Raw genomic sequence first — 13,445 nt, forward strand, 5'->3', positions numbered from 1 at the left:
CCATCCCCTCCGCCCGTCAGCCGGATCCTGAGCCGTTATCGGGCCTCCGGGTTCGTACCGTCCGCCCGCATCATTCGAAAGCAAAGTCATGCGCAAAGCACTTGATGCGCTCTACCGATTGTCGGCCGCCCTTGCTGCGCTGTGCCTGGTCTTGATCGCCCTGATGGTGGTGGCCCAGGTCGCGGGCCGCATCCTCGACGGCGCCCGTTCGCTGCTCGGGTTCGAGCCGCTTGGCCTGCTGGTGCCCTCGCTTGCCGAAATCGCCGGCTTCCTGCTGGTCGGAGCCTCCTTCCTGGCGCTCGCCTCAACCTTGCGCAACGCCGACCACATCCGCGTCATCATCCTTTTGCAGATGGTCCCGCGCTCCCTCGCCCGCTTCCTGGAAATCTGGGTGCTGGCGGTGGCCGTCGCGCTCATCGCCTATTTCGCCTGGAACGCGGCCCTGCTCACCCTCGACAGCTACCAGTTCAATGAGGTCTCCTTCGGCATCATCCCGGTGCCGCTGTGGATTCCGCAGGCGGCGATGACGGCCGGGCTCGCCGTCTTCCTGATCTCGCTTCTCGACGATCTCGTCGTCACGCTGATGGGCGGCGAGCCGAGCTACATGGAGCCGTTGCCCGATCACGATCTCGTCGAGGGGACCGAGTAGATGGACACCACGATCATCGCCATCGGCCTCGGTCTCGGCATGCTGGCGGCGCTCGCCACCGGCATCTGGGTCGCCGTCGCGCTCTTCGCCGTGGCGCTTGCCGCCGTCGTGCTGCTGGTCTCGGTACCGGCCGGCACCGTGCTCGCCACCACCGTTTGGGGCGCCTCCAATTCCTGGGATCTCACCGCCCTGCCGATGTTCATCTGGATGGGCGAGATCCTCTTCCGCTCGCGCCTGTCGGAGGACATGTTCGAGGGCCTTTCGCCCTGGATGCGCAATCTGCCGGGCCGGCTCCTGCACGTGAACATTCTGGGTTGCGGCATCTTCGCCGCCGTCTCCGGGTCCTCGGCCGCCACCACCGCCACCATCGGCAAGATGTCGCTGCCGGAACTGAAAAAGCGCGGCTACGACGAGCGCATGGCGATCGGCACGCTCGCCGGCTCCGGCACGCTCGGCCTGCTGATCCCGCCCTCCATCATCCTCATCGTCTACGGGGCGGCCACCGAGCAGTCGATCGCGCGGCTGTTCATCGCCGGCGTCGTGCCGGGCATCATGCTGTGCGCGCTGTTCATGGGCTACGTGGCGATCTGGTCGGTGCTCAACCGTTCCAAGATGCCGCCGAAGGAAGATCCGATCCCGCTGTGGGAGCGCATCAAGGCGACGCGCCGGCTGTTTCCGGTGATGGTGCTGATCATCGGCGTCGTCGGCTCCATCTATGCGGGCCTCGCCGCGCCTACGGAGGCCGCCGCCGTCGGCGTGCTGTTGTCGCTGCTTCTTTCCTGGGCCGCCGGCACGCTGAACGCCAAGACGTTTTCCCAGGCGCTGATGGGCGCGACGCGCACCTCTTGCATGATCGCCTTCATTCTGGCGGGTGCGGCCTTCATGACGGTCGCCATGGGCTTCACCGGCATCCCGCGCCAGCTTGCGGAGTGGATCGGTTCGCTCAACCTGACGCCCTACGAGTTGCTGGCCGCGCTCACCATCTTCTTCGTGGTGCTCGGCTGCTTCCTCGATGGCATCTCGGTGGTGGTGCTCACGACCTCGGTCATCCTGCCGATGATCGAGCAGGCCGGCCTCGATCTCATCTGGTTCGGCATCTACCTCGTCATCGTCGTGGAAATGAGCCAGATCACGCCGCCGGTGGGCTTCAACCTGTTCGTGCTGCAGGGCATGACGGGCCACAACATCTTCAAGGTCGCGCGCATGGCGCTGCCGTTCTTCCTGCTGATGGTCGTCGCCGTCGCGCTGGTGGTCGAGTTCCCGCAACTGGCGTTGTGGCTGCCGCACAACATGATGGCGCATTAGGGCAAGGGAAACGGCCGGCGCGTGCCGCGCGCTTTCTTTCTTGTCATTCCCGCGCCGGCGGGAATCCGGTAACCACCTCTATCAGAAGCAGGGTCGCCCGAACGACAAAGACCGAACGCAACGAGGAAACCGCCATGTCATCGAACGAAACGCCCCGTGGCGCCGGAGTGGGCCCCGTCGTCTCCTCCGCGCACCTGGCCGCCGGCGCCATGCCGGCGCTGTCGGAGGTGGAGTTCGCGGTCACGATGATGGTCAACGCCTATCACCGCTGGATGGTGCGGGCGATGACGGCGGCTGGCCAGCCCGGCATGGCGCCGCTCGACGTGCAGGTGCTGCATTCGGTCAATCACCGCGGCCGGCCGAAGACGCTCGCCGACATCTGCCTCGTCCTCAATATCGAGGACACCCACACCGTCACCTACGCGCTCAGGAAGCTTGAGGCGGCGGGCCTCGTTTCCACCGGCAAGCGCGGCAAGGAAAAGACCGCCTCGATCACCGCTGCCGGCGAGACGGCCTGCCTTGAATACCGCCGTATCCGCGAGGCGCTTCTGGTCGGCCCGGTCAAGACGCTGGGCCTCGACGAGGCGGAACTGTCGCGCCTTGCCGCCGTCATGCGCTCGGTCTCCGGCCACTACGACCAGGCGGCCCGCTCGGCGGCGGCAATGTAGAAGGCGTTTTCCGCAGTTCCGCTGCGGCAAAACCGCCATGCCTCCGCCACATGGGCCGTGTTTGTATTTTTCCGTGTTCGTCCGGTGCCCGCCTCGCCTATAAACTCGCCGCATGAGTCTCTGGTCCACCCTTGCCGCCGTCGCCTCCGCCATCCAGTCGAGCGGCGCCCAGCTGTTTGACCGCATCGCGAGCCTCGTCGGGGGCGGCGAGGCGCGCAACTCGGTCGCCTTTTCCGCCGCCATGATCGCGCTTTCGGCCAAGATGGCGAAAGCCGACGGCGTGGTGACCACGGATGAGGAAATCGCCTTCTTCGGTCTCTTCGACATTCCGCCCGGCGAGGAGCGCAACGTCGCCCGCGTCTTCAACCTCGCCAAGCAGGATGTCGCCGGCTTCGAGACCTATGCCCGTCGCATCGCCGGCCTCTTCACCGAGCAGCCGGAGACGCTGATCGACATTCTCGACGGCCTGTTCCACATCGCCAAGGCCGATGGCTACGTGCACGAGGCCGAGCTCGTCTATCTGGAGCGGGTGGCGGAGATCTTCTCCATCGAGGATCGCTGCTTCCAGCAGATCCGCGCGCGCCACGTCATCGAGGGCGCGGACCCCTACAAGGTACTGGGCGTCGAGCCTTCGGCGAGCGACGAGGAGGTCAAGCGCCGCTATCGCCGGCAGGTGGCGGAAAGCCACCCCGACCGGCTGATCGCGCGCGGGGTGCCGGAGGAATTCGTGCGCATCGCGAACGATCGCATGGCCGCGCTCAACGAGGCGTGGCGCAAGGTGGCGCTGGAACGGGGTCTTTGATGAAAGCAGACACGCCGCTCGCCGGCGAGGTCGTCGCCTCGCCCAATCATGACGCGCGCCGCGCGCCGCCGGACATGCTGATCCTGCACTATACCGGCATGGTCAGTGCAGAGGCCGCGCTTCAGCGGTTGAGCGATCCGGACGCCAAGGTCTCGGCCCATTATCTCATCCACGAGGACGGGTGCATCGTCCAGATGGTGGCGGAGAACCGACGCGCCTGGCATGCGGGCAAGTCGTTCTGGGCGGGGGAGGAGGACATCAACGCCTGCTCCATCGGCATCGAGATCGTCAATCCCGGTCACGAGATCGACTATCGTGCCTTTCCCGACGCGCAGGTCGATGCGGTGACGGCGCTTTGCCTCGACATCGTCCGCCGGCATCAGATCCGGCCGGAGCGCGTCCTCGCCCATTCCGACGTGGCGCCGGGGCGCAAGATCGATCCGGGCGAGAAGTTTCCCTGGGCACGGCTGGCTTCGGCCGGCGTCGGCCACTGGGTGGAGCCCGAACCCATCGTCTCGGGCCGGTTCCTGCAGGAAGGCGCCATCGGCCAGCCCGTGGAGGCCTTGCAGACCATGCTGTCGCTCTACGGCTACAACGTGCCGGTGACGGGGGCCTTCGATGCGGCGACGACCACGGTGGTCGAGGCCTTCCAGCGCCATTTCCGGCCGATGAAGGTGGACGGGGTGGCCGACGCCTCCACAATCACCACGCTCCACCGCTTGCTGACGACGCTCAGGAAGTAGGGAAGGGGCTTCCGGGCCCCGCGCCTCCGTGCCCCGCTCCCTCCATCGTCATCACCCGGCTTCGTCCGGGTGATCCAGCGCGCGCCACAGCCGCCGCAGCCGGCGGTGGATTGCCCGGACGAAGCCGGGCAATGACGACGGAGGGATTGAGGCAAAAGCCGCCTTTCACCCTTTACCTTCTCTTAAGCTTAACCTTTGCCTAACGCCTGTGTCGGCTTGCCCGAATTACAGCTGCGTGGAAATGCGGAACCAAAGCGGCGGAAACGGCGTTTGAGGGGTGCAGGCGACGATCCCGTTTGCACGCAAAGTGCGTCAGCGCTTGCGCGAATGCGGGCACGGCGCCATCAGGCGTGCCCGATTGTGGCCATGCTTCCTTCACATCAAGCCCAAGGTCTCGTCACCCTTCGTCAGTTCGCTGCCCAATTCTCGTATTTCAACCCCGGAAATCGCGGAATTTCGCGGGTTTTTCGTAACAATTCGTGATTTGGCCGGTCCGATTTTGGTCGGCTCCCGTCGTCATACCGCCGCCCGTCTTCAAACAGGAAACGGGTAAACAACCGGAATGAATGGACGTGCACTTTGGGTCGCCCTGGTCGTGGCGACGGGGGCTTTCATGACGAACATGCCGGCTATGGCGGGAAACGGAAGCGGGCCACTGGCCGCGCTCAGGGCCTACCAGGCACATTTCGACAAGACCTCGGTCGGGGAAGACGAGGCGGACGAGGTCAAGAGCCATGCGAAGGGGAAATACTCGGCGCTGATCGCGGCGGCTGCACGCAAGCATGGCGTGCCGGTGAGCCTCGCGAAGGCCATCGTCAGGATCGAGAGCAACTTCAACGCCCGTGCCCGCGGTTCGCACGGCGAGATCGGGCTGATGCAGATCAAGCCGGCCACGGCGCGCGGCATCGGCTTTCGCGGGTCGGTCAAGGCGCTCTACGATCCGGCCACCAATCTGGAATGGGGCATGCGGTATCTGGCCAAGGCGCACGAGCTCGCCTCCGGCGACACCTGCGGCACCATCCTTCGCTACAATGCCGGGCACTATGCACGGCGCATGAATCCGGTGAGCAAGCGATACTGCCACCGGGTCCTCGCCCTTCTGGGCGATGTCGTCTGAGGCGGCGAAGAGCCCCGGTGCCCGGTTGCGGTCTCGATCGCACCCGGCCCGGGGCTCGAATGGTTGCCGGGCCTGATCGAAGGCCCCAGCCTGTCAAGCATCGGACAATCAAAGGCCGGGCCGCGATGCGGTCCGGCCTTGATTTTATCGGCTGCGGTCCCTACTGACGGCGGGCCAGTCGGCTGGACGACCGCTCCCGCAAGCGCCGAAAGGCCGCGGGGGAGGAAAGTCCGGGCTCCATGGAAACGCGGTGCCGGGTAACACCCGGCGAGGGCGACCTCAGGGAAAGTGCCACAGAAAGCAAACCGCCACACGAAGCCCGTCAGGGCGAAGTGCGGTAAGGGTGAAAGGGTGGGGTAAGAGCCCACCGCGGACCCGGCAACGGGGCCGGCACGGTAAACCCCACCGGGAGCAAGACCGAATAGGGACGGCGCGGGAGGCAACTCCCAGGCGTGTTTTCACGTTGACCGTCCGGGTAGGTCGCGCGAGGCGTCCGGCAACGGGCGTCCCAGATGAATGGTCGTCGCGGCGGGTTCGCCCGCCGAACAGAACCCGGCTTACAGGCCGACTGGCACCTTATCCTTCTTATCCACATGCCTGCGCATGAACGCGTCGGTCCGTGTGCGGCGCACGCGGCCGGGCGAATTGCCGCAGCGGCGGCATCGTGTCTGCGCTTTTCTGAAAACCCTTTGTTAACCATGAAATATCGCGGCCGAACAGGGCCTGCGCACGCGCCCGGCTGGCAACTCCCCGTTAAGCCTAATGAGGTTTAAATCGGCCTCGTTCAGGGGACTTCCGGGGGGATCGAAACCTGCGCTGACGTGTCTGTTCCATTGACGCCCGTGATCGCCCATGATATCCCATATCATCCCGTTTGAGAGACGAATTTCTGCCGTAACGGGGCCGAAGAGACCGTCTGATCCGGCCCGAAACCGGGTGTCGGCGTCCGTGTCCTTTCCGCCCGCGTGCAGGGTGCCGTTGCGTGCTCCGGCTCGTGCCGAGGCGTGTGCCCCGGTGCCGTCGCGTTTCTTCGTAAGGACCAATCGGGTGACGGCCGGCCGGGGCGTGATCCGTCGGGCGGTGATCCGGTGGCCGGCAACCGGGATGGCGTGGGTTCGCACTTGGGCTGCTTGTGCGAGGGGCGAGGCGATGAATGGCCGACTTCGTGTCGAACTTCACAAATCGGCTGGACGCCAAGGGGCGCGTTTCCGTGCCTGCGTCCTTCCGCGCCGCGCTGTCTCGCGAGGGCTACGAGGGCGTCTACTGCTTCCCGTCAGCCCATCTGCCGGCGGTGGATGCGGGCGGCAATGCGCTTCTGGGCGAGATCCAGAAGCGCGTCGACAGTTTCACCACGCTCACGCCGCAGCACGATTTCGTTTCCATGGCTCTGTTCGGCGTCTCGGAGAACCTCAAGCTCGACAGCGACGGCCGGGTCATCCTGCCGGAAACGCTCAGGCTTCATGCCGGGATTACGGACCAGGTGACCTTCGTGGGGCAGGGATACAAGTTTCAGATGTGGAACCCGGAACGCTTCGCCGAGCATCGCGCCGAAGCCCTGAAGCGCGCGCTGGAGGTGCTTTCCGGCGCCCCGCAGCCTGCCGCCGCTTCGGCCGGGGCATCGACGCCTTCGGGAACGCCTACGGGGAGTACGGGATGATGGCGGGTCGCGAAGGGGGAGAGCCCCCGGTCGCTGGCGGACCGGCGCGTCACATTCCCGTTCTCCTCGGCGAGGTGCTGGAGGCGCTGAAGCCCAAGCCGGGCGAGACGATCGTCGACGGCACATTCGGTGCCGGCGGGTACACGCGCGCCATTCTGGAAGCGGGCGCGAACGTCATCGCCATCGACCGCGACCCCAACGCCATCCGCGACGGGCAGGCGATGGTCGCCGAATTCTCAGGCCGCCTCACGCTGGTGCCCGGCCGCTTCTCCGAACTCGATGCCCACGCGGCGGCCGCCGGTCATGCGCAGGTCGATGGCGTCGTGCTCGATCTCGGCATCTCCTCCATGCAGGTCGACGAGGCCGATCGCGGCTTCTCCTTCCGTCAGGACGGCCCGCTCGATATGCGCATGGAACAGGCCGGCCCCAGCGCCGCCGACGTCGTCAACGAGATCGACGGGCGCGAGCTCACCCGCATCATCGGCATTCTGGGCGAGGAAAAGCGCGCCTCCGCCATTTCCCGCGCCATCCAGGAAGCGCGCAAGACGAAGCCCTTCACCCGCACGCTGGAGCTGGCGGAGCTTGTCGAGCGCACTATCGGGCGCAAGCCCGGCAAGGCGACGCATCCCGCCACCAAGACGTTTCAGGCGCTCAGGATCTACGTGAACAGCGAGCTCGGCGAGGTCGTCGAGGCGCTCAGTGCGGCGGAGCGCTGCCTGAAGCCCGGCGGCCGGCTTGTCGTCGTCACCTTCCATTCGCTCGAAGACCGGATCGTCAAGCGGTTCCTCGCCGAGCGCTGCCGCGTCCATGCCGGCGGTTCGCGCCACATGCCGGAGGCCGACATCGCCCCGCCGACCTTCACCTTCGCGCTCAAGGGCGCGGTGGAGCCGGGGGAGGCGGAGGTCGCCGCCAATCCGCGTGCCCGCTCCGCGCGCCTGCGCGCCGGCATCCGTACCGAAAACCCGTCCCGCGACGAAGCGCCCGAAAACCTCGGCGCTCCCCGTCTGCCCGCATTCCAGACGCTTGGAGGTTGAGATCCCCGTGTTTCGCATCCTCAACATCGTCCTGATCTTCGCCGTCGTCATCGGCGCCGCCGTGGTCTTCAACATGAAGCACGACGCGGAGAACGCCGCGGAGCGGGTCGCCCGGCTGCAACGCGCCATCGACCAGGAGGAAGAGAAGATCGACCTCCTGAAAGCGGAGTGGAGCGTACTGAACCAGCCTGCCCGGCTTCAGGGGCTGGTGGAGCGCTACAACGCCTACCTGCAGCTGGAACCGCTCGACGCCAAGCAGATCGCCTCGATCGACGACCTGCCGACCAAGCCGATCGACTTCACTCCGTTCAACGCCGATCCGCTCGGCGGCTACGCCTCCGGCGGCGCCGTCATCCGATAGTTGCCCGCGGCCGTTGCCGCGTCTGATGCCCGTTCATGCGTTCCCGGCCGCCCCATCGTTGCGACCGGTCCCGAAGGAGCCCTCGATGTCCCTCGCTGCCAGCGACTTCTCTCCGCTCGCCGCAAAAGCTCCCTCCCGCGCCAAGGACGCGCGGGCGTCGGCCGTCGCTTCGGGCTCCATGGCGGAGGATGCCGGCAGTCCCGCGCGCGTCGTCGTCGTCATGGCCGCATTCGCGCTCATCTACGGGCTGATCGCGCTCCGGCTGGTCGATCTCGGCCTGTCGGAGGAAACGCCCGCATCCGCCTATATCGGCGCGCAGCAGGCGATCCTCGCCTCGCGGCCCGATCTGGTCGACCGCAACGGCGAGCTGCTGGCCACCGACATCAAGGCGCCTTCCGTCTATGCCGAGCCGCGCAAGATCGTCGATGTCGACGAGGCGATCGACAAGCTGTCCTCCGTGCTGCCCGAGCTCGGCTCCGATGCGATGCGCAAGCGGCTGGAAAGCAACGCCGGCTTCATCTGGCTGAAGCGCGAGATCACGCCGCTGCAACGCGAGGCGATCCACCGGCTCGGCATTCCCGGCATCGGCTTTCTCACCGAAAACCGCCGCTTCTACCCAGGCGGGCCGACGGCCGGCCATATCGTCGGCATCGCCAACGTGGACGAACAGGGCATCGCCGGGCTTGAGAAATACATCGACGGGCAGGGTATCGCCGATCTGCAGCGCTTCGGCTTCGCCACGGATCAGGCGCTGAAGCCGGTGAAGCTGTCGATGGACCTGCGCGTCCAGCATGTGGTGCGCGACGAACTGACCAAGGCGATGGAGCGCTACCGCGCGATCGCTACCATCGGCATCATCCTCAATGTCCATACGGGCGAGGTCATGGCCATGTCCTCGCTGCCCGATTACGATCCCAACGATCCCGCCGAGGCGCTGAAGCCGGAAAACCTGAACCGGGCGACCGTCGGCGTCTATGAGATGGGGTCCGTCTTCAAGAGTTTCTCCATCGCCATGGGGCTGGACAGCGGCAAGGTGACGCTCGACAGCACCTTCGATGCGACCACGCCCATCCGCATCGGCGGTTTCACCATCCACGATTTCCATGGCACGCGCCGTGTCCTGTCGATCCCGGAGATCTTCTTGCATTCCTCCAACATCGGCACGGCGAAGATGACGATTGCCGTGGGCATCGACCGGCAGCAGGAGTTCTTCAAGCGCATCGGCCTTCTGGACAAGGTCGATACCGAACTGCCCGAGGTCGCCGCCCCGCTGCTTCCGCGCAAGTGGAGTGAGATCACCGCCATGACCGCGTCCTACGGCCACGGCCTCTCCGTCAGCCCGATGCAGACGGCGGTGGCGGGTGCCGCGCTCGTCAACGGCGGTCTGCTGATCGAGCCGACCTTCTTCCCCCGCACCGAGGCCGATGCGGCGAAGGTGGCCAAGCGGGTGATCTCCAAGCGCGTCTCCGACATGATGCGCTATCTCTTCCGGCTGAACGCGGTGGAAGGTTCCGGACGCAACGCCCGCGTTGCCGGCTACATGGTCGGCGGCAAGACCGGTACGGCCGACAAGGTCGTCAACGGTCGCTACGCTCATGACAAGCGCCGCAACTCGTTCCTCGCGGCCTTCCCTATGGACGATCCCCAGTATCTGGTGCTTGTGACGATCGATGAGCCGAAGCCGGAAGAGGGCAAGATCTACGCGACCGCCGGCATGAACGCCGCGCCGACCGTCTCCAGGATCATCGCCCGCGTCGCGCCGATGCTCGGAGTGGCGCCGCACTTCACCGGAGACAGCGACACGACGCTCGTGTCCTATTGAGCCCGGGCGGCAAAGGTGAAATACGAGGAAAGCCCGGAGAGACGCGATTCAGGCCGCGTTCGCGAGACATGAACAGCGCGTACCTGATCTTCTTCGGAATTGGTCGGTGAGTGGAAGAAACGGCTTCCGCGCAGTTCCTGAACGGCGTTGTGTGCCCGTGGCGTCGCAATCTGCACCCCTCTCCTCCCGTGTGGGGGAGATGTCGGCTCCTGCCGACAGAGGGGGGTAAGCCACACGGCGCACAGCCTGCCGCCCCCTCTGTCACGCGGTTCGCGTGACATCCCCCGCACAAGGGGAGAGAGGGGAACAAGGCGCGAGCTCACGGGAATGCGCATGGCCATAGCCGAAGCGGGAATGAAATGCTGCTTGAAAATCTCATCGCCGATCTGCCCGAAGAGCTGAGCGCGCCTGAAGCCGCGCTCGCGCTCGATGTCTCCTCGATCACCGCCGACAGTCGCAAGGCCGGTCCCGGCGCGATCTTTGCCGCGCTCAAGGGCGTGAAGGCCGATGGCGCGGACTTCGCCGCCGCCGCCGCCGGCGCCGGTGCGATCGCCGTACTCACGGGCGAAGATGCCGATCTTCCCGCGCTCGGCGTGCCCATCATCCGCGCCGCCGATCCGCGCCGCGCGCTGTCGCTTCTGGCCGCACGTCTTGCCGGCGCGCAGCCGGAGGCGCTCGTCGCCGTCACCGGCACGGCGGGCAAAACCTCGGTCGCCGTCTTCGCGCGTCAGATCTTCGATGCCGCCGGCTTCCATGCCGCCTCCATCGGCACCATCGGCGTCGTTACGTCGAAGGGTGCGCATTACGGCAGCCTGACGACCCCCGATCCCGTCTCCCTGCATGCGACGCTCGCCGAGCTTGCCCGCGACGGCGTCACCCATGCCGCGCTCGAAGCCTCCAGCCACGGGCTCGACCAGCGTCGCCTCGACGGGGTGCGGATCAAGGCCGCCGCCTTCACCAATCTCGGCCGCGACCACCTCGACTATCACCCGACCGTGGAGGACTACCTTCAGGCCAAGCTGCGCCTCTTTGAGGAATTGCTGCCCGAGGGCGGTACGGCCGTCTACGATCCGGGCGAGGCATACACCGACCGCATCGCGGAGATCGCGAAGCGGCGGGGGCTGAAGACGATCACCGTCGGTGAAACGGGTGCGGACCTGAAGCTCGTCGGCCTGACCATCGAGGGTTTCCATCAGCGTCTGACGATCGAGGCCGAAGGCCGCCGCTTCGAAGTTGACCTGCCGCTCGTCGGCCGCTTTCAGGTTTCCAACGCGCTCATTGCCGCCGGTCTCGCCATGGCGAGCGGTGTTTCGGCGGATGTCGCGATAGCCGCACTTTCGAAACTCGAGGGCGCGCCGGGGCGGCTGGAACTGGTGGGGCGCACGCAGGCGGGCGCGCTGATCTTCGTCGATTACGCCCACAAGCCCGATGCGCTCGACAACGCGCTTGCCGCGCTTCGCCCCTATGCTAGCGGCCGGCTCATGGTGGTCGTCGGCTGCGGCGGCGACCGCGACAAGGGCAAGCGGCCGATCATGGGCGAGATCGCGACGAAGCGTGCGGACGTGGTCATCATCACCGACGACAATCCGCGCAGCGAGAACCCGGCGGAAATCCGCATGGCGATGATGAACGCGGCCCCCGGCGCCATGGAGATCGGCGACCGGGGCATCGCCATCCACGCCGCGGTGGAAATGCTGAAAGCGGGCGATGTCCTGTGCGTCGCCGGCAAGGGTCACGAAACGGGCCAGATCGTGGGCGACACGGTGCTGCCGTTTTCCGACCACGACGCCGTGGCGGCGGCGCTGGCCGATCTGGCACCGAACCCCCTCAAGGAGACCCTTGGATGAGTGACGTCCTGTGGATGCTGAACGACCTGGTGGAGGCGGTTTCGGGCCGCGTCGTCGGCGATCCGACGACGACGGTGACAGGGATCTCCATCGATAGCCGTTCCATCCAGCCCGGCGAGGCGTTCTTCGCCATCAGGGGCGAGATCCGCGACGGGCACAGGTTCGTGGACGGGGCGCTGAGCCGCGGCGCGGCGCTGGCGGTCGTGGCGGAGGACCGGCTGTCGGAACTGCCGCCGGAGGGGCGCTATGTCGTCGTTGCCGACGTGCTGGAAGCGCTCAGGGCGCTCGGCCGGGCGGCGCGGGCGCGCACGAACGCGAAGATCGTCGCGATCACCGGGTCGGTCGGCAAGACCTCGTCCAAGGAGATGCTGCGGCTCGCGCTGGCCAAGTGCGGGCGCACCCATGCCTCGGTGGCCTCCTACAATAATCACTGGGGCGTGCCGCTGACGCTGGCGCGCATGCCGGCCAATACCGAATTCGGCGTGTTCGAGATCGGCATGAACCATGCCGGCGAGATCACGCCGCTCGTCGCCATGGTGCGCCCGCATGTGGCGATCGTCACGACGGTGGCGCCCGTCCATCTGGCGCAGTTTGATTCCGTTGAGGGCATCGCCCGGGCCAAGGGCGAGATCTTCACCGGACTGGAGCCGGGCGGGGTGGCGGTGCTCAACGCCTCCAACGAGCATTATGATCTTCTGCGCTTTCTGGCGGTCGCCGCCGGCGTGAAGGAGATCGTCACCTTTGGCACCGACCGGTCTTTCGATGCGCATACGACCCAGGTCGTGGAGCGCTCCGACTGCTCCTGCGTGACCGGGCGGATCCTGGGCGAGGACGTGACCTGGAAGATCGGCGCGCCGGGCCGCCATCTCGTCGGCAATTCGCTCGCCGTTCTGGCGGCGGCGAAACTTGCGGGCGCGGACCTTGCGCGCGCGGCGATGGCGCTCGCCGACATGGAGGCGCCCAAAGGGCGCGGCGAGCGGCACGAACTGGCCCTGCGTGGCGGCACGGCCACGCTCATCGACGAGAGCTACAATGCCAACCCGGCCTCCATGCGCGCGGCCATCGCGCTTCTGGGCAAGGCGCGGGTTGCGCGCGGCGGCCGGCGCATCGCCGTCATCGGCGACATGCTGGAACTGGGAGAGGCGGCCGGCGAGCTTCACAGGGAGCTGGTGGAGCCGCTGGAAAAGGCCCGCATCGATCTCGTCTACTGTGTCGGCCCGTCGATGCGCGAATTGTGGGACGTGATCCCCGAAAGCAGGCGCGGAGGGTGGACGGAGACCTCCGAGGAATTGCAAAAGGACCTTCTCGCCGCTATCCGGGCAGGCGATGCGGTCATGATCAAGGGCTCGCTGGGGACGAAGATGGGACCGCTTGTTTCCGCCCTCACCGACGCCTACGGCGCGAAGAAGAACCGCGCGGCGTCGTAACCAACTGGGGCGA

General features: G+C 66.5%; 12 protein-coding genes and 1 other RNA gene. All 13 read left to right on the top strand.

Features of this window, described 5'->3' with window-relative positions; translation table 11 throughout:
• Window positions 1-88: 88 nt before the first annotated feature.
• Window positions 89-649 (top strand): TRAP transporter small permease, encoded by a 561-nt coding sequence (locus tag V2L18_RS00925; protein WP_336175801.1) that lies wholly within the window; start codon window positions 89-91, stop codon window positions 647-649.
• On the top strand, window positions 650-1,954 hold the full coding sequence (locus V2L18_RS00930; protein ID WP_336175802.1) for a TRAP transporter large permease subunit: 1,305 nt from the start codon (window positions 650-652) through the stop codon (window positions 1,952-1,954).
• 134 nt (window positions 1,955-2,088) lie between these two features.
• The gene (locus tag V2L18_RS00935; protein WP_336175803.1) at window positions 2,089-2,622 is read left to right on the top strand and encodes a winged helix DNA-binding protein; all 534 of its coding nucleotides are present in this window, start codon (window positions 2,089-2,091) and stop codon (window positions 2,620-2,622) included.
• Window positions 2,623-2,734: 112 nt separating this feature from the next.
• Window positions 2,735-3,424: a DnaJ family molecular chaperone gene (locus tag V2L18_RS00940; RefSeq protein ID WP_336175804.1), complete on the top strand. Its 690-nt coding sequence runs from the start codon at window positions 2,735-2,737 to the stop codon at window positions 3,422-3,424.
• Complete coding sequence (locus V2L18_RS00945) at window positions 3,424-4,167, top strand: N-acetylmuramoyl-L-alanine amidase (protein WP_336175805.1); 744 nt, start codon at window positions 3,424-3,426, stop codon at window positions 4,165-4,167. Before V2L18_RS00940 ends, V2L18_RS00945 begins: the two co-directional genes overlap by 1 nt.
• 562 nt (window positions 4,168-4,729) lie before the next feature.
• Window positions 4,730-5,284, top strand: a complete 555-nt coding sequence (locus V2L18_RS00950) for a lytic transglycosylase domain-containing protein (protein ID WP_336175806.1) — start codon at window positions 4,730-4,732, stop codon at window positions 5,282-5,284.
• 174 nt (window positions 5,285-5,458) lie between these two features.
• Window positions 5,459-5,860, top strand: an RNA gene (gene rnpB, locus V2L18_RS00955) — RNase P RNA component class A.
• A 577-nt stretch (window positions 5,861-6,437) separates the two neighbouring features.
• Complete coding sequence (mraZ, locus tag V2L18_RS00960) at window positions 6,438-6,941, top strand: division/cell wall cluster transcriptional repressor MraZ (RefSeq protein ID WP_336175807.1); 504 nt, start codon at window positions 6,438-6,440, stop codon at window positions 6,939-6,941.
• Complete coding sequence (gene rsmH / locus V2L18_RS00965; RefSeq protein ID WP_336175809.1) at window positions 6,938-7,975, top strand: 16S rRNA (cytosine(1402)-N(4))-methyltransferase RsmH; 1,038 nt, start codon at window positions 6,938-6,940, stop codon at window positions 7,973-7,975. The genes mraZ and rsmH overlap by 4 nt, the downstream gene beginning before the upstream one ends.
• A gap of 7 nt (window positions 7,976-7,982) precedes the next feature.
• A complete protein-coding gene (locus tag V2L18_RS00970; protein ID WP_336175811.1) occupies window positions 7,983-8,336 on the top strand; it encodes a hypothetical protein in 354 nt (117 codons plus the stop codon).
• Between the two features lie 85 nt (window positions 8,337-8,421).
• A complete protein-coding gene (locus V2L18_RS00975; protein ID WP_336175812.1) occupies window positions 8,422-10,158 on the top strand; it encodes a penicillin-binding protein 2 in 1,737 nt (578 codons plus the stop codon).
• Window positions 10,159-10,517: 359 nt separating this feature from the next.
• Window positions 10,518-12,005, top strand: a complete 1,488-nt coding sequence (locus V2L18_RS00980) for a UDP-N-acetylmuramoyl-L-alanyl-D-glutamate--2,6-diaminopimelate ligase (protein ID WP_336175813.1) — start codon at window positions 10,518-10,520, stop codon at window positions 12,003-12,005.
• Complete coding sequence (locus tag V2L18_RS00985; RefSeq protein WP_336175814.1) at window positions 12,002-13,432, top strand: UDP-N-acetylmuramoylalanyl-D-glutamyl-2,6-diaminopimelate--D-alanyl-D-alanine ligase; 1,431 nt, start codon at window positions 12,002-12,004, stop codon at window positions 13,430-13,432. The genes V2L18_RS00980 and V2L18_RS00985 overlap by 4 nt, the downstream gene beginning before the upstream one ends.
• The last annotated feature ends 13 nt before the right edge of the window (window positions 13,433-13,445 follow it).

The sequence above is a fragment of the Breoghania sp. JC706 genome (assembly GCF_037026715.1).
Lineage (GTDB): Bacteria > Pseudomonadota > Alphaproteobacteria > Rhizobiales > Stappiaceae > Breoghania.